Below are 16,484 nucleotides of genomic sequence, written 5' to 3'. Positions count from 1 at the left end.
TCGCCGGTCGGTGCGCCTGGTGGCGGTCAGGCTCCCGCGGCCGACTTGAGGTCGGCGGCCCGGTCGGTGCTCTCCCAGGTCAGGTCCGGCAGCTCCCGGCCGAAGTGGCCGTACGCCGCGGTCTGGCGGTAGATCGGGCGGAGCAGGTTGAGGTCCCGGATGATCGCGGCCGGGCGCAGGTCGAACACCTCGGCGACGGCCTTCTCGATCGAGGCGACCGGCACGGTCTCGGTGCCGAAGGTCTCGATGAAGAGGCTGACCGGGTGGGCCTTGCCGATCGCGTACGCGACCTGCGCCTCGCAGCGCTCGGCGAGGCCGGCGGCGACCACGTTCTTGGCCACCCAGCGCATCGCGTACGCCGCGGAGCGGTCCACCTTCGACGGGTCCTTGCCGGAGAACGCGCCGCCACCGTGCCGGGCGTACCCGCCGTAGGTGTCGACGATAATCTTGCGGCCGGTGAGACCGGCGTCGCCCATCGGGCCGCCGATCTCGAACCGCCCGGTCGGGTTGACCAGCAGCCGGTAGCCCTCGGTGTCCAGGCCGAGGCCCTCCAGCTCGGGGGTGATGACGTGCTCGCGGATGTCCGGGGTGAGCAGCGACTCCAGCGAGATGTCGGCGGCGTGCTGGCTGGAGACCACGACGGTGTTGAGGCGGACCGGGCGCAGCCCGTCGTACTCGATGGTCACCTGGGTCTTGCCGTCCGGCCGCAGGTAGGGCACGCTGCCGTCCTTGCGGACCGCGGACAGCCGCCGGGCCAGCCGGTGCGCCAGCGCGATCGGCAGCGGCATCAGCTCGGGCGTCTCGGAGCAGGCGAAGCCGAACATCATGCCCTGGTCGCCGGCGCCCTGCGCGTCCAGCGCGCTCTCCGACGAGCCGGTACGCAGTTCGAAGGCGTTGTCCACGCCCTGGGCGATGTCCGGCGACTGGGCGCCGATGGAGACGCTCACGCCGCAGGACGCGCCGTCGAAGCCCTTCTTCGACGAGTCGTACCCGATCTCCAGGATGGTCTCCCGGACGATGGTCGGGATGTCGGCGTAGGCCTTGGTGGTCACCTCGCCGGCGACGTGCACCTGGCCGGTGGTGATCAGGGTCTCGACCGCGACGCGGCTGTGCGGGTCCTTCGCGAGCAGGGCGTCGAGAATGCCGTCACTGATCTGGTCGGCGATCTTGTCCGGGTGGCCCTCCGTGACCGATTCGGACGTGAAAAGACGTGTCACGGCACTCCTAAGCATGTGAAGACTTTTAAAGGTCGCTCGGCGGCAGTTTAGTCACCGTGCTCCCAGGGTGGCCCGGGGAACGGGAGAGTGACCAACTCTCAGGACCGGTCCGGCAGCCGGGCCACCACGAGGTCCCAGACGGCGTCGGCCAGGTCCTCCTTGGGCTGCTCGGGCAGCCGGTGCACGGCACCGTCCGCCCCGATCACCGTGGCCGCGTTGGTCTCCGCGCCGAAGACCTTGTCCACGCCGACCTCGTTGATCACGATCAGGTCCGCCCGCTTGCGCGCCAGCTTGGCCCGGCCGTTCGCCTCGGCGTCCCCGGTCTCCGCGGCGAAGACCACCAGCAGCTGCTCCGGCCGGCGGCCGGCGCCCAGCTCGGCGGCGATGTCCGGGTTGGTCACCAGGGCGAGGGTGGGCGCGCTGCCGTCGTCCGACTTCTTGATCTTGCCGGGCGCGTAGCTGGCCGGGCGGAAGTCGGCGGGGGCGGCGGCCATCACCACGACGTCCGCGTCGGCGGCCGCCGCCAGCGTCGCGGTGCGCAGCTCCGCGGTGCTGCCGACCCGGACCAGGTCCGCGCCGGCCGGGTCGGCCAGCGTCACGTTGGCCGAGATCAGGGTGACCCGGGCGCCCCTGGCCACCGCGGCGCGGGCGAACGCGTACCCCTGCTTGCCGGAGGAGCGGTTGCCGAGGAACCGGACCGGGTCGAGCGGCTCGCGGGTGCCGCCCGCGGTGACCACCACGTGCCGGCCGGCCAGGTCGGCCGGGGCGGCGACGCCCCGGGCGAGGGCCCGGCGGGCCACCGCGAAGATCTCCGCCGGGTCGGGCAGCCGGCCCTTGCCGGTGTCGACGCCGGTGAGCCGCCCCACCGCCGGCTCGATCACCCGCACGCCCCGGGACCGCAGGGTCGCCACGTTGGCGGCGGTGGCCGGGTGCTCCCACATCTCGGTGTGCATGGCCGGGGCGAGCAGCACCGGGCAGCGGGCGGTCAGCAGGGTGTTGGTGAGCAGGTCGTCGGCGAGGCCGTGGGCGGCCTTGGCGAGCAGGTCGGCGGTCGCCGGGGCGACCACGACCAGGTCGGCGTGCTGGCCGAGGCGCACGTGCGGCACCTCGTGCACGTCGGACCAGACGTCGTCGGCGACCGGCCGGCCGGAGAGCGCGGCCCAGGTCGGCGCCCCGACGAAGCGGAGCGCCGACGCGGTCGGCACGACCCGGACCCGGTGGCCCGACTCGGTGAAGAGCCGCAGCAGCTCACACGCCTTGTAGGCGGCGATGCCGCCGCCGACCCCGAGGACGATCTCGGCGGCCATCGGCGCGGGCGGGCGTTACGGCTGGTCGGTCGGCTCGGCGGTGAGCAGACCCGCGTTGATCTCGCGCATGGCGATGGAGAGCGGCTTCTCCTGGGGGGTGGTCTCCACGAGCGGGCCGACGTACTCCAGCAGGCCCTCACCGAGCTGGCTGTAGTAGGCGTTGACCTGGCGGGCACGCTTGGCGGCGAAGATCACCAGCGCGTACTTCGAGGTCGTCTTCTCGAGGAGCTCGTCGATCGGCGGGTTGGTGATGCCCTCGGGGTTGGTGGCGATGGATCCCACGAATAAACCTCTACGTTTGTCTGCACCGCCCGCAAGCGGGTGGCTCTCAACCACTCGGGCGCGGTTGGGCCGGAGCCAGGAAGGAAGAACCGAGCAAGCCTACCAGCTCCTCGACCACCCGCTCGGTCCGGTCGTGCCACACGGCGTGTGCCACGGCGGCCGACACGGCCGGGTCCGGACGGTACGACGGCGGGGCGAGCAGCACCAGCTGCGCGTCCGGCAGCACGGCCCGGACGGCGAGCGCGCCGGGCAGGTCCAGCGGGAGCAGCACCGGCCGCCCCTCGGCGAGCCGGTCCCGGATGCCCGCCCGCGGCACGCCGTGCCGGTACGGGCCGATCCGGCACCACTCCAGCAGCTCGCCGGCGGCGATCATCCGGTCGAAGGTGGCCGGGTCGAGGAAGAGCCGGTCGATCCCGGGCAGCTCGCCCGGTGCGGGCGCCCGGGTGGTCGCGGGCACCGGCCGCCACACGGACGGGAGACGCGCCCGGACCTGCTCGACGACACTGCCCCGACCGGCACCCGAAGGTCCGGTCAGGACAGTGAGCCGAGCCGCCGGGCGCGCCTCGTCATCCGTGCTCACCGCTTGTTTCTACACGCCCGCGGCGCTCAGTTGGCGGCGAACTCTCCAAGCAGAGCCTTGCGCTGCTGCTCGCCCAGGCCACGCAGGCGACGGCTGTCGGCGATCTTGAGCTTCTCCATGATCTGGGTGGCCCGGATCTTGCCGATGCCCGGCATCGCCTGCAGCACGGCCGACACCTTGAGCTTGCCGACGACGTCGTCGGACTCGGCCTGCTCGAGGACGGTGGCGAGGCTGGTCTTGCCCTGCTTGAGGTCCTCCTTCAGCTTGGCGCGGGCCTTGCGGATCTCCGCGGCCTTCTCCAGCGCGGCAGCGCGCTGCTCGGGGGTCAGTGACGGGAGCGGCACCAGTTCTCCTCAGGTCCCTAGTGCGGCGGGCGGGGCGCACCGCCGCTGCTGTGAAACGTGGTGACGCTGGCAACCAAAGGGGTCCGTGGTTCCCAGCGCGGGGAAAACTAGCGGTCAGCGGAGTTTTCGGCAACGTGGGCGCGCGAGATCAACAGAAAGTGACCGAGTCGTCAGTCAGTCAGGACCCGGCCAGGGCGGCCCGGCACTGGGTCAGCACGCGGTCCGCCGCGGCCCGCAACCCGGCCACGTCCGGGCCGGCGTGCAGCACCTCGCGGGAGTACGAGGGCAGCACCGACGGCAGGCCGGCGCCGAAGACGGTACGCAGGTCGGCGGCCGTGGCGCCCTGCGCGCCGAGCCCCGGGGCGAGCAGCGGGCCGTGCACGCCGGACAGGTCGTGGCCGGTCTCGCCGATCGTCGCGCCGACCACGAGCCCGAAGCTGCCGAGCGGGTCGGCACCCCGGTTGAGCTGGGAAATCTCATCGATCACGGTCTGCGCCACGGTGCGTCCGTCGGCGGTTACCGCGCGCTGCACCGCCGCGCCCTCGGGATTGGAGGTCAGCGCCAGCACGAACACGCCCCCGCCGTGCGCCGCGGCCAGGTCGAACATCGGGGCCAGCGCGCCGACCCCGAGGTAGGGGCTGGCGGTCACCGCATCGACATACAGCGGGCTGGATGGATCGAGGTACGCCGACGCGTACGCGCTGACCGTCGAGCCGATGTCGCCGCGCTTGACGTCGAGGAGAACGAGTGAGCCACAATCTCGCAACTGTCGGATAGTTGACTCAAGGATTCCCACTCCTCGCGCGCCGAACCGCTCGAAGAACGCCGACTGCGGCTTGACCACGGCGACCCGGTCGCCGAGCGCCTCCACCACGGTCCCGCAGAACCGCTCCAGGCCCGCCACGTCGTCGGTCAGCCCCCACCGGGTCAGCAGCCCCGGATGCGGGTCGATGCCCACGCAGAGCGGTCCCCGCTCGGCCACGGCCCGGTGCAGGCGGGCGCCGAAGCTCTCCATCGCTAACCTCCCTCTCCCGCGCGCGGCCTCCGCCGCGCGTGCCGGCGGCGGGTTCCCCGTCGCCGTCGTCCTCCCGCCGGCCACCATGGACGGCCGGGTTTCGTTCCCGTCCCACACCGGGCCGGGCCGGCCCGATCCGGCGCCGCGACCCGGCAGATCCCGCGCCGCGACCGGCAGATCCGGCGCCGGCACCTGACAGATCCGGCATCGCTACCCGGCAGATCCGGTGCCGCGACCGGCAGATCCCGCGTCGGAACCCGGCCGCCCCCGGGACGATCCGGTTCCGCCGCCCGGCGGTCCCGCCGGTTCCGGTCCCGCCGCCCGACAGCCCCGCCGGTTTCCGGTTGCGCAGCCGGCCGGCCCCGGTGCCGCGGGGCCAGTGCCGCGCCGGCTCAGCCCGCCTTGACCGCCGCCTCGACGCCGGTTGCGATCCGTGCCACGTCCGCCTCGTCGGTGACGTACGGCGGCATGGTGTAGACCAGGTCGCGGAACGGCCGCAGCCAGACGCCCTGGGCGGCCGCGGCGGCGGTCGCCCGGGGGATGTCCACCTCGTGGTCGAGCTGGACCACCCCGATCGCGCCGAGCACCCGCACGTCGGCCACCCCGGGGGCGCCGCGCAGCGGCTCCAGGCCGGCCCGCAGGCCCGCGGAGATCCCCGCCACCCGCCCGGCCCAGTCCCCGGCCCGCAGCAGGCCCAGGGAGGCGTTGGCGACCGCGCAGGCCAGCGGATTGCCCATGAAGGTCGGGCCGTGCGCCAACACCCCGTCGGCGGAGATGCCACGGGCCACCTCGGCGGTGCAGAGGGCGGCGGCCAGGGTGAGGTACCCGCCGGTGAGCGCCTTGCCGACGCAGAGCACGTCCGGGGTCACCCCGGCGTGCTCGGCGGCGAACATCGTCCCGGTCCGGCCGAACCCGGTGGCGATCTCGTCGAAGACCAGCAGGATGCCGTGCGCCCGGGTCACCTCGCGCAGCACCCGCAGGTAGTGCGGGTGGTGGAAACGCATGCCACCGGCGCCCTGCACCACCGGCTCGACGATCACCGCGGCCAACTCACCGGCGTGCCGCTCGACCGCGTCCACCAGCGCCGCCTCGTACGCCGGGTCGGGCGGGGTGTCGAAGCCGGCCGGCGGCACCGGCGCGAAGACCTGCCGGGGCAGCACGTCCCCCCAGAGGTGGTGCATGCCGCCCTCCGGGTCGCAGACGCTCATCGGATGGAAGGTGTCGCCGTGGTAGCCGCCCCGCCAGGTGCCCAGCCGGTGCCGCTGTGGCCGGCCGGTGGCCCGCTGGTACTGCAGGCACATCTTCACCGCCACCTCGACGCTGACCGATCCGGAGTCGGCCAGGAAGACGTGCTCCAGGCCGTCCGGGGCCAGCTCGACCAAGGTCCGGGCCAGGCGTACCGCGGGCTCGTGGGTGAGGCCGCCGAACATCACGTGACTCATCCGGCCGAGCTGGTCGGTGACCGCGGCGTCCAGCACCGGGTGCCGGTAGCCGTGGATCGCCGCCCACCAGGACGACATGCCGTCCACCAGCTCCCGGCCGTCGGCCAGCCGCAGCCGCACGCCCTCGGCGCTGTGCACCAGGTACGGCGGGCTGGCCGGCGGCAGCGCCGCGTACGGGTGCCAGACGTGCCGGCGGTCGGCGGCCAGGATCTCCTCGGGCGTCACGGTTCTCCTTCCTGGGGTCCGGGCGGGCCCGGCGGTCAGCGCCGGGCGGCCACCCGGGCGACCGAGCGGACCAGGGCCGGGCCCCGGTAGATGAAACCGGTGTAGAGCTGCACCAGACTCGCGCCGGCGTCGAACATCCGGGCGGCGTCGTCCGGGTCGAGGATGCCGCCCACGCCGATCACCGGCAGTCGGCCGCCGGTCTCCCGGTGCACGAAGGCGACCACCTCGCGGGCGCGGCCGGTCAGCGGGCGCCCGGAGAGGCCACCGGTCTCCGCCCCGCGCGCCCGGTCGGCCGGGGCCAGCCCGTCGCGGCCCAGGGTGGTGTTGGTGGCGATCACCCCGGCCGCGCCCCGGTCGAGGCAGACCTCCAGCAGCTCGGCGATGGCCGGCTCGGTGAGGTCCGGGGCGATCTTCACCAGCACCGGCTTCTCCCCCACCAGGGCGGCGAGCAGCGCGTCCAGGTGCGACCGGTCCTGAAGGGAGCGCAGGCCGGGGGTGTTCGGCGAGGACACGTTGACCGCGAAGTAGTCACCGTGGCCCCGCAGCGCCCGGTACGAGGCCAGGTAGTCCTCGACCGCCTCGTCCAGCGGGGTCACCTTGGACTTGCCGAGCGAGATTCCCAGCGGTACGCCGATCGGGCGCGGCAGCGCCGCCAGCCGGGCCGCGAGGGCGTCGGCGCCGGCGTTGTTGAAGCCCATCCGGTTCACCACGGCCGCGCTGTCACGCAGCCGGAACAGCCGGGGCCGCGGGTTGCCCGGCTGGGCGTGCGCGGTGACCGTGCCCACCTCGACGAAACCGAACCCGAGCGCCGGCCAGGCCGGCAGCGCGACGCCGTTCTTGTCCATCCCGGCGGCCAGCCCCACCGGATTGGGGAACTCCACCCCGAACACCGTGCGCGGCGCGGCCCGGAAGTACCGGGCCCGCAACGCGGCCAGCGCGCCCGGCCGGCGCGACACCGTGGCCAGCCGCGCCAGCGTCCACTCGTGCGCCGCCTCGGCGTCCCCACCCCCGATCCGGAACAACCAGGGCCGCACCGCCTTCTCAAAGAGCACGCCACTCCTCCCCGGGCGCCCCGTCGATCATGACGTCGCTCCGCACCGCGTCCGGGTGTCGCGGCAACAGGTTCATGACCGACACGGGCCACGGCCTGGTCCGGTCCGGAGCGGGCAACACGCGCGGGGCGGTCACTCGCCGGCCCGGAGGGCGGCGTGCAGGTCCTGGAGGGGGCGCACCTGGAGGTCGCCGTTGATCCTCGCCTCGATGCCCATGACCGCGGCGGCGGCCCCCGGCACCGTGGTGATGCAGGGGATGTCCGCCGTCACCGCCGCGCTGCGGATCTCGTAGCCGTCGGAGCGGGCGCTCGCGCCGGAGCCCTGCGGGGTGTTCACCACCAGCGCCACGTCACCGCCGAGGATCAGCGACACCGCGTCCTCGCCCGCACCCGACTCGTAGTGCTTGCGGATCTGCTCGCAGGCGATGCCGTGCCGGCGCAGCACCTCGGCCGTGCCGGTGGTGGCCACGATCTCGAAGCCCAGGTCGGCCAGGCGCTTGATCGGGAAGATCATGCCGCGCTTGTCCCGGTTGGCCACCGAGACGAAGATCTTCCCGGCGGTCGGCAGCGACCCGTACGCGGCCGCCTGCGACTTGGCGAAGGCCTGGCCGAAGCCGGTGTCGATGCCCATCACCTCGCCGGTGGACTTCATCTCCGGGCCGAGCAGCACGTCGATGCCCTTGCCCGACGGGGTACGGAACCGCTTGAACGGCAGCACCGCCTCCTTGACCGCGATCGGGGCGTCGGCCGGCATGGTCCCGCCGTCGCCGGTGGGCGGCAGCATCCGCTCGGCGCGCAGCTCGGCGATGGTGGCGCCGAGCGCGATCCGGGCCGCCGCCTTGGCCAGCGGCACCGCCGTGGCCTTGGAGACGAACGGCACGGTCCGGGACGCCCGCGGATTGGCCTCCAGCACGTAGAGCATGTCGCCCTGGAGCGCGTACTGGACGTTGAGCAGGCCCTTCACCCCGACGCCGCGGGCGATCGCCTCGGTGTAGCGGCGGACCTGGTCCAGGTGCGAGCCGGCCAGGGTGATCGGCGGCAGGGCGCAGGACGAGTCACCGGAGTGGATGCCGGCCTCCTCGATGTGCTCCATCACCCCGCCGAGGTAGACGTCGCCGTCGGCGTCGACCAGCGCGTCCACGTCGATCTCGATGGCGTCGTCCAGGAAGCGGTCCACCAGCACCGGGCGGTCCGGCGAGATGGCGGTGGCCCGGCCGATGTAGTCGCGCAGCGTGGCGTCGTCGTAGACGATCTCCATGCCCCGGCCGCCGAGCACGTACGACGGGCGGACCAGCACCGGGTAGCCGATCTCGTCGGCGATCGCCTTCGCCTCGTCGTACGAGGTGGCCATGCCGTGCGCCGGCGCGCGCAGCCCGGCCCGGGCCAGCACCGCGCCGAACGCGCCGCGCTCCTCGGCCAGGTGGATCGACTCCGGGGAGGTGCCGACGATCGGCACCCCGGCGTTCTTGAGCCGCTGCGCCAGGCCGAGCGGGGTCTGCCCGCCGAGCTGGACGATCACCCCGACCACACCCGGGCCGCCGGCCGCCTTGCCGGAGCTGTCCTCGGCGTGCCACACCTCCAGGACGTCCTCGAAGGTCAGCGGCTCGAAGTAGAGCCGGTCGGCGGTGTCGTAGTCGGTGGAGACGGTCTCCGGGTTGCAGTTGACCATGACCGTCTCGTAGCCGACGCCGCCGGCGCCAGACGCGGCGGCGCCAGACGCGGCGGCGCCGATCGGCGCGCTGCGCAGCGCCTGCACCGCGTGCACGCAGGAGTAGTCGAACTCGATGCCCTGCCCGATCCGGTTCGGCCCGGAGCCCAGGATCAGCACCTTCGGCCGGGCCGAGGGCGCCACCTCGGTCTCCTGGTCGTACGTCGAGTAGTGGTAGGGCGTGGTCGCCTCGAACTCGGCGGCGCAGGTGTCCACCGTCTTGTAGACCGGCCGGATGCCCAGCCGGTGCCGCAGGGTGCGTACCCCGTCCTCGGCGGCCAGTTCCGGGCGGAGCGCGGCGAGCTGCCGGTCGGACAGGCCGGCCCGCTTGGCCCGGCGCAGCAGGTCGGCGTCGAGCACCGGGGCGTCGACGATCTCCGCGCGCAGCTCCACCAGGGCGGCGATCTGGTCCAGGAACCAGGGGTCCATCCCGCCGGAGGCCTCGGCCACCTCGGCGATGGAGGCGCCCAGGCGCAGCGCCCGCTCGACGGTGTAGAGCCGGCCGTCGTGCGGCATCCGCAGCGCGGCGAGGGTGTTCTCCCTGGTGGCCCCCGCCGGATCCGGGGTGGTCCAGAAACCCGATGCCTTGGTTTCCATCGAGCGCATCGCCTTGTTCAGCGCCTCGGTGAAGTTGCGACCCAGGCTCATCGCCTCGCCGACCGACTTCATCGTGGTGGTCAGCTCCGGGTCCGCGCCGGCGAACTTCTCGAACGCGAACCGGGGGATCTTCACCACCACGTAGTCGAGCGTCGGCTCGAACGCGGCCGGCGTCTTCAGCGTGATGTCGTTGGGAATCTCGTCCAGCGTGTAGCCGATGGCCAGCTTCGCGGCGATCTTGGCGATCGGGAAGCCGGTGGCCTTCGACGCCAGCGCCGAGGAGCGGGACACCCGGGGGTTCATCTCGATCACGACGATCCGGCCGTCGGTCGGGTTGACCGCGAACTGGATGTTGCAGCCGCCGGTGTCCACCCCGACCTCGCGCAGCACCGCGATGCCCAGGTCGCGCAGCCGCTGGTACTCCCGGTCGGTCAGGGTCATCGCCGGGGCCACGGTGACGCTGTCACCGGTGTGCACGCCCATCGGGTCGACGTTCTCGATCGAGCAGACCACCACCACGTTGTCGTGGCGGTCGCGCATGAGTTCGAGCTCGTACTCCTTCCAGCCGAGCACGCTCTCCTCGATGAGCACCTCGTGCACCGGGCTGGCCGCCAGGCCGGCGCCGGCGATGCGGTCGAGGTCCTCGTCGGTGTGCGCCATGCCGGAGCCCAGGCCGCCCATGGTGAACGACGGCCGGATCACCACCGGCAGGCCCAGCTCGGCGACGGTGTCCCGGACCTCGTCCATCGAGTGGCAGACCCGGGAGCGGGGCACCAGCGCCGACGGGTCGGCCAGGCCCAGGCGTACGCCGGCCTTGGCCACGATGTCCTTGAACAGCTGCCGGTCCTCGCCCCGGTTGATGGCGTCGATGTTGGCGCCGATCAGCTCGACGCCGTACTTCTCCAGCACGCCCGCCTCGTGCAGGGCGACCGCCGTGTTCAGCGCGGTCTGCCCGCCCAGGGTGGGCAGCAGCGCGTCGGGGCGCTCCTTGGCGATGACCAGCTCGACGAACTCCGGGGTGATCGGCTCGACGTACGTGGCGTCGGCGAACTCCGGGTCCGTCATGATCGTCGCCGGGTTGGAGTTGACCAGGCTGACCCGGATCCCCTCGCTGCGCAGCACCCGGCAGGCCTGGGTGCCGGAGTAGTCGAACTCGCAGGCCTGTCCGATCACGATCGGCCCGGAGCCGATCACCAGCACGTGCTTGAGGTCGCTCCGCTTAGGCATTCTTTCCGCCCTCACTCTGGTTCCGGTCGAGGGCGCCGCCCTCGATCAGCTCGGCGAAGCGGTCGAAGAGGTAGTCCGCGTCGTGCGGGCCGGCCGCCGCCTCCGGGTGGTACTGGACGGTGAAGGCGGGGACATCGATGGCCCGCAGCCCTTCGACCACGTTGTCGTTGAGGCAGACGTGCGACACCTGGACGCCGCCGAAGTCGGTCTCGATCACCTGGTCGGGCACGACCGCCCCGTTCCCCGCGCCCGGCACCTGCACCGCGAAGCCGTGGTTGTGGCTGGTCACCTCGACCTTGCCGGTGGCCCGGTCGAGCACCGGCTGGTTGATGCCGCGGTGGCCGTACCCGAGCTTGTAGGTGCCGAAGCCGAGCGCCCGGCCGAGGATCTGGCTGCCGAAGCAGATGCCGAACAGCGGGATCCGCCGGCTCAGCACCTCCCGGGCCAGCGCCACCGGGCCGTCGGCGGTCGCCGGGTCGCCCGGGCCGGGCGAGAAGAAGACCGCGTCCGCCCCGGTGGCCAGCAGGTCCTCGATCGTCGACCCGGCGGGCAGCACATGGGTGGTGACGCCGCGGGCGGCGAGCCGGCGCGGCACGTTGCGCTTGATGCCCAGGTCCAGCGCGGCCACGGTGAACCGGTGCGCGCCGACCGCCTCGACCACGTACGGCTGGGCGGTGGTCACCTCGGCGGACAGGTTCGCGCCGACCATCTGCGGCGCCTGGCGGACCCGGGCCAGCAGGCGCTGCGGATCGGTGTCGACGCTGGAGATGCCCACCCGCATGGCGCCCCGCTCGCGCAGGTGCCGGGTGAGCGCCCGGGTGTCCACCCCGCTGATGCCCACCACGCCCTCGGTCGCGAGCCGGTCCTCCAGCGAGCCGGTGGCCCGCCAGTTCGAGCCGATCCGGGCCGGGTCGCGGACCACGTAACCCGCCACCCAGATCCGGGCGGACTCGTCGTCCTCGGCGTTGACGCCGGTGTTGCCGATGTGCGGGGCGGTCTGCACCACCACCTGCCGGTGGTACGAGGGGTCGGTGAGGGTCTCCTGGTAGCCGGTCATGCCGGTGTTGAAGACCGCCTCGCCGAAGGTCTCACCGACGCTGCCGTACGCCTCGCCGTGGAAGGTGCGCCCGTCCTCGAGGACGAGGATCGCGGGTGGTCTGCGGGTCACTTGACTGCCTTTCCGTCCAGGACCGTCGGCTCGCCGCGCAGGAAGGTCGCCACGATGCGACCCGGCAGCGTCATGCGGGCGTACGGGGTGTTGCGGCTGCGGCTGGCCAGCTCCGCCGGCTCGATGACGCGGCGGGCGGCCGGGTCGACCAGGGTCAGGTTCGCCGGCACGCCGGGTGCCGGGTCGAGGCCGTGCGAGTCCAGCCCGGCGATCCGGGCCGGGGCGCGGGACATCCGCTCGGCGATCAGGTCCCACTGCGGGCCGAGCACGTCCAGCGCGATGGAGAGCGCGGTCTCCAGGCCGAGCATGCCCGGCCGGGCGTACGCCCACTCGCACTCCTTGTCCTCCACGGCGTGCGGGGCGTGGTCGGTGGCGATGATGTCGATCACCCCGTCGGCGAGCGCGGCCCGCAGCGCGGCGATGTCGGTGGCGGTACGCAGCGGCGGGTTGACCTTGAAGACCGGGTCGTAACTCCCCGCCGGGCTCCAGTCGTGCGCGAGCCTGGGGCTCGCCAGCTCACCCCGCCCGCTCACCACCTCGTCGGTCAGCAGCAGGTGGTGCGGGGTCACCTCGGCGGTGACCCGTACCCCGCGCGCCTTGGCGTGCCGGAGCACCTCGACGCTGCCGGCGGTGGAGACGTGGCAGATGTGCAGCCGGCTGCCGACGTGCTCGGCCAGCAGCACGTCCCGGGCGATGATCGCCTCCTCGGCCACGGCCGGCCAGCCGGTCAGCCCGAGGCGGGTGGAGACCTCGCCCTCGTGCATCTGCGCGCCCTCGGTGAGCCGGGGCTCCTCGGCGTGCTGGGCGACCACCCCGTCGAACGCCTTGACGTACTCCAGCGCCCGGCGCATCAGCCGCGGGTCGGCGACGCAGTGCCCGTCGTCGGAGAAGATCCGTACCCGGGCGGCCGAGTCGGCCATCGCGCCCAGCTCGGCCAGGCGCTCGCCGGCCAGGCCCACGGTGACCGCGCCGATCGGCTGCACGTCGACCAGCCCGGCCTCCCGGCCGAGCCGCCAGACCTGCTCGACCACGCCGGCCGTGTCGGCCACCGGCGAGGTGTTCGCCATCGCGCAGACCGCGGTGTAGCCGCCCAGCGCCGCCGCCCGGGAGCCGGACTCCACGGTCTCGGCGTCCTCCCGGCCCGGCTCCCGCAGGTGGGTGTGCAGGTCGACCAGGCCGGGCAGGGCCACCAGGCCGGTGGCGTCGAGCACGGTGGCGTCCGGCGCGGTCAGCCCCGCGCCGGACTCCGCCACCACGCCGTCGCGGATGAGCAGGTCGGTCGGCTCCGCGCCGACCACGCTGACGTTCCTGATCAGGTACGCGGTCACCGGTTGTTCCCTCCGAGCAGCAGGTAGAGCACGGCCATCCGCACGGAGACCCCGTTGGCGACCTGTTCGACGATGGTGGAGCGGGGCGAGTCGGCCACCTCGGGGGTGATCTCCATGCCCCGGTTCATCGGGCCCGGGTGCATGACGATCGCGTGCTCGGGCAGCCGGCGCATCCGCGGCCCGTCCAGCCCGTAGCGGCGGGCGTACTCGCGGGCCGAGGGGAAGTAGGAGTCGCCCATCCGCTCGCGCTGCACCCGCAGCATCATCACCACGTCCACACCCGGTAGAACGGCGTCGAGGTCGTAGGAGACGTCGGTGCCCGGGGCGAGCGCCTGCGGGATGTCGACCGGGATCAGGGTCGGCGGGCCGACCAGGGTGACCTTCGCGCCGAGGGTGGAGAGCAGCAGCACGTTGGAGCGGGCCACCCGGGAGTGCAGCACGTCGCCCACGATCGCCACGTGCAGGCCGGCCAGCCGGCCCAGCCGGGCCCGCATGGTGTACGCGTCGAGCAGCGCCTGGGTGGGGTGCTCGTGGGTGCCGTCGCCGGCGTTCACCACCGAGCCGTCGACCCAGTTGGCGAGCCGGTGCGGGGCGCCCGAGGCGGGGTGCCGGACGACCACCGCGTCGGCCCCCATGGCCTGCAGGGTCAGCGCGGTGTCCTTCAGGCTCTCGCCCTTGGTCACGCTGGAACCCTTGGCCGAGAAATTGATCACATCGGCGCTGAGCCGCTTGGCGGCCGCCTCGAACGAGATCCGGGTCCGGGTGGAGTCCTCGTAGAAGAGGTTCACCACGGTCCGGCCACGCAGCGCGGGCAGCTTCTTGACCTCGCGCCCGGCCACGGTGGCCATCTCGGCGGCGGTGTCCAGGATCTGGGTGGCGGTGGCCGCGTCCAGGTCGGCCCCGGAGAGCAGGTGCCGGATCATGCGCGGGTCCGCCCTTCGTTCGCGACTGCGGGGCTCCGCTCCGCTGCACTCCTCGCGCTCACCGGGACCCCCCGTACAGCTTGACCTCGTCGGCGCCGTCAGTCTCGGCGAGGGTGACCTTCACGCTCTCGGCGAGCGCGGTCGGGATGTTCTTGCCGACGTAGTCGGCGCGGATCGGCAGCTGTCGGTGGCCGCGGTCGACCAGCACGGCGAGCTGCACGGAGGCCGGGCGGCCGACGTCGCTGAGCGCGTCGAGGGCGGCCCGCACGGTGCGGCCGGAGAAGAGCACGTCGTCGACGAGGACGACCCGCCTGCCGTCGATCCCGCCGGGCGGCAGGTCGGTCGGGCCGACCGCGCGGGTGGCGTGCCGGCGCAGGTCGTCGCGGTAGAGCGTGATGTCGAGCACGCCGACCGGGACGGTCACGTCCTCGAAGGTGCTGATCCGGGCGGCGAGGCGCCGGGCCAGCGGCACGCCCCGGGTGGGGATGCCGAGCAGCACGGTGTCGGCGGCGCCCTGGGTCTTCTCCAGGATCTGGTGGGCGATGCGGTCGACCACCCGCGACACGTCGGCGGAGGCGAGGATCACCTTCACCGAGGGTTGTCGCGGCGGCGACGGTGACTGGGCAGCCGGTGGGTAGGCCACGGCGGACCTCCTTCCCCGCCTCACGGGACGGGTCGTTAAAGGACGTCTGGTCTTCGTCCGGGCCGCCTACGGCCCGGACCGGGGCTTCACGCCACGTTACCAGCGGTCACCGGGGTGGCCGTCGCCGGTACTGACCGCCGGGTCAGCCCGGAGAAATGCGGACAACCCACACCGGCGCTCCCGACCGGGTCGCCTCGAACACTTGACCACGTGTCGCAATCCCCGTACCGTCACGCTCCGTAGCGATAGCTGGGAGAACCCCGAGCAGCACTGGGAGTGTCCGAATGCCCTCTGAATACGCCAAGTCGCTGGGCGCCCGCCTGCGCTCCATCCGCCAGCAGCAGGGCCTGTCCCTGCAGGGGGTGGAGGAGAAGTCGAACGGGCGGTGGAAGGCCGTGGTGGTCGGCTCGTACGAGCGCGGCGACCGGGCCGTCACCGTGTCCCGCCTGGCGGAGCTGGCCGAGTTCTACCGCGTTCCCGTCTCGGAGCTGCTCCCCGACGGCAGCGGTGTGCGCCACGAGCCCACCAGCAAGATCGTCCTGGACCTGGAGCGGCTCTACGACGAGGCCTCCGAGGACCTCGCCTACGTCGCCCGGTACGCGCGCGCCATCCAGCAGCAGCGCGGTGACTACAACGGCCGGGTGCTCTCCATCCGCGCCGACGACCTGCGCGCCCTCGCGATCGTCTACGACGCCTCGCCGTCGGGCCTGATCGAGCGGCTCACCGAGCACGGTGTGCTGGTCGCCGACCCGCGCGCGTTCTTCGCGTCCTGACCCACGCTGTCGCAGCGGAAGGGCCCGTGCCGTCCGGCACGGGCCCTTCGTCATGTTCCGGGGCCCGCGCCGCCCGGCACGGGCCCTTCGTCATGTTCCAGGGCCCACGCCGTCCGGCGCAGGCCCGTCGTCGTGCACCAGGGCCCGCCCCGCCCGGCGCCGGCCCGTCGTCGTGCTCCGGGATCGCGCCGTCGGGCGCAGGCCCCTTCTCGTGCTCCGGGGCGGCTGCGTCAGCGGGTCGCGTACTCGGCGATCCGGCCGAGCAGGCCGTTGAGGAAGCGCGGCGAGTCGTCGGTCGACATCTGCCGGGCCAGCTCGACGGCCTCGCTGATCGCCACCGCGTCGTCGATCTCGTCGACGTAGAGCAACTCGTAGACGGCGATCCGGGCCAGGTTGCGGTCGACCGTCGGCATCCGGTCGAGCGTCCAGCCCTCGGCGTAGCTGGCGATCACCTCGTCGATCCGGTCCAGGTGCGCCGCGATCCCCTCGACCAGGCCCACCGCGTAGCCGAGGTGCTCCGGGTGGGGCTTCTCGATCCGCTCGAGGTAGCCGGCGAGCACCTCGACCGGGGGCCGGTCCCGCAGATCGGCCTCGAAGAGCACGTCCAGCGCCCGCTTGCGCGCCTTGCGGCGCGCCGGCATCTGCTGCTTGGGA

The 16,484-nt window shown here is 73.2% G+C and carries 15 protein-coding genes; 1 reads left to right on the top strand and 14 read right to left on the bottom strand.

The features are described 5' to 3' along the window. Positions 1-26: 26 nt before the first annotated feature. The 13 genes from metK to pyrR form a co-directional block, all read right to left on the bottom strand. A complete protein-coding gene (gene metK, locus ACIBPB_RS19190; protein WP_396840905.1) occupies positions 27-1,232 on the bottom strand; it encodes a methionine adenosyltransferase in 1,206 nt (401 codons plus the stop codon). An 83-nt stretch (positions 1,233-1,315) separates the two neighbouring features. Next, a complete protein-coding gene (gene coaBC / locus ACIBPB_RS19185) occupies positions 1,316-2,524 on the bottom strand; it encodes a bifunctional phosphopantothenoylcysteine decarboxylase/phosphopantothenate--cysteine ligase CoaBC (protein WP_396840904.1) in 1,209 nt (402 codons plus the stop codon). A gap of 15 nt (positions 2,525-2,539) precedes the next feature. Then, a complete protein-coding gene (gene rpoZ, locus ACIBPB_RS19180) occupies positions 2,540-2,806 on the bottom strand; it encodes a DNA-directed RNA polymerase subunit omega (RefSeq protein WP_013285517.1) in 267 nt (88 codons plus the stop codon). 46 nt (positions 2,807-2,852) lie between these two features. Beyond that, the gene (locus ACIBPB_RS19175; protein WP_396840903.1) at positions 2,853-3,386 is read right to left on the bottom strand and encodes a guanylate kinase; all 534 of its coding nucleotides are present in this window, start codon (positions 3,384-3,386) and stop codon (positions 2,853-2,855) included. 26 nt (positions 3,387-3,412) lie between these two features. Beyond that, a complete protein-coding gene (gene mihF / locus ACIBPB_RS19170; protein WP_046564635.1) occupies positions 3,413-3,730 on the bottom strand; it encodes an integration host factor, actinobacterial type in 318 nt (105 codons plus the stop codon). 178 nt (positions 3,731-3,908) lie between these two features. Further along, positions 3,909-4,745 (bottom strand): orotidine-5'-phosphate decarboxylase, encoded by an 837-nt coding sequence (gene pyrF, locus ACIBPB_RS19165; protein ID WP_396840902.1) that lies wholly within the window; start codon positions 4,743-4,745, stop codon positions 3,909-3,911. Between the two features lie 392 nt (positions 4,746-5,137). After that, positions 5,138-6,412: an adenosylmethionine--8-amino-7-oxononanoate transaminase gene (locus ACIBPB_RS19160; RefSeq protein ID WP_396840901.1), complete on the bottom strand. Its 1,275-nt coding sequence runs from the start codon at positions 6,410-6,412 to the stop codon at positions 5,138-5,140. Positions 6,413-6,447: 35 nt separating this feature from the next. After that, positions 6,448-7,464: a quinone-dependent dihydroorotate dehydrogenase gene (locus tag ACIBPB_RS19155; protein WP_396840900.1), complete on the bottom strand. Its 1,017-nt coding sequence runs from the start codon at positions 7,462-7,464 to the stop codon at positions 6,448-6,450. 132 nt (positions 7,465-7,596) lie between these two features. Beyond that, positions 7,597-10,995 (bottom strand): carbamoyl-phosphate synthase large subunit, encoded by a 3,399-nt coding sequence (carB, locus tag ACIBPB_RS19150; RefSeq protein ID WP_396840899.1) that lies wholly within the window; start codon positions 10,993-10,995, stop codon positions 7,597-7,599. Next, complete coding sequence (gene carA, locus ACIBPB_RS19145; protein ID WP_396840898.1) at positions 10,988-12,163, bottom strand: glutamine-hydrolyzing carbamoyl-phosphate synthase small subunit; 1,176 nt, start codon at positions 12,161-12,163, stop codon at positions 10,988-10,990. The genes carB and carA overlap by 8 nt, the downstream gene beginning before the upstream one ends. Beyond that, positions 12,160-13,491, bottom strand: coding sequence for a dihydroorotase (locus ACIBPB_RS19140; protein ID WP_396840897.1), 1,332 nt, complete (start codon positions 13,489-13,491; stop codon positions 12,160-12,162). The genes carA and ACIBPB_RS19140 overlap by 4 nt, the downstream gene beginning before the upstream one ends. Then, positions 13,488-14,414, bottom strand: a complete 927-nt coding sequence (locus ACIBPB_RS19135; protein ID WP_357329789.1) for an aspartate carbamoyltransferase catalytic subunit — start codon at positions 14,412-14,414, stop codon at positions 13,488-13,490. Before ACIBPB_RS19135 ends, ACIBPB_RS19140 begins: the two co-directional genes overlap by 4 nt. 58 nt (positions 14,415-14,472) lie before the next feature. Further along, positions 14,473-15,057: a bifunctional pyr operon transcriptional regulator/uracil phosphoribosyltransferase PyrR gene (pyrR, locus tag ACIBPB_RS19130; RefSeq protein ID WP_357329791.1), complete on the bottom strand. Its 585-nt coding sequence runs from the start codon at positions 15,055-15,057 to the stop codon at positions 14,473-14,475. Positions 15,058-15,341: 284 nt separating this feature from the next. On the opposite strand from pyrR, the gene ACIBPB_RS19125 reads away from it, so the two are divergent. Continuing rightward, positions 15,342-15,830 (top strand): transcriptional regulator, encoded by a 489-nt coding sequence (locus ACIBPB_RS19125; RefSeq protein ID WP_007458348.1) that lies wholly within the window; start codon positions 15,342-15,344, stop codon positions 15,828-15,830. Between the two features lie 230 nt (positions 15,831-16,060). On the opposite strand, the gene nusB is transcribed toward ACIBPB_RS19125, so the two are convergent. Continuing rightward, positions 16,061-16,471: a transcription antitermination factor NusB gene (nusB, locus tag ACIBPB_RS19120; protein ID WP_396840976.1), complete on the bottom strand. Its 411-nt coding sequence runs from the start codon at positions 16,469-16,471 to the stop codon at positions 16,061-16,063. Between the last annotated feature and the right edge of the window lie 13 nt (positions 16,472-16,484).

It is taken from the genome of Micromonospora sp. NPDC049836, from assembly GCF_044465125.1.
Lineage (GTDB): Bacteria > Actinomycetota > Actinomycetes > Mycobacteriales > Micromonosporaceae > Micromonospora.
This window is presented reverse-complemented; position numbering and strand designations above follow the sequence as displayed.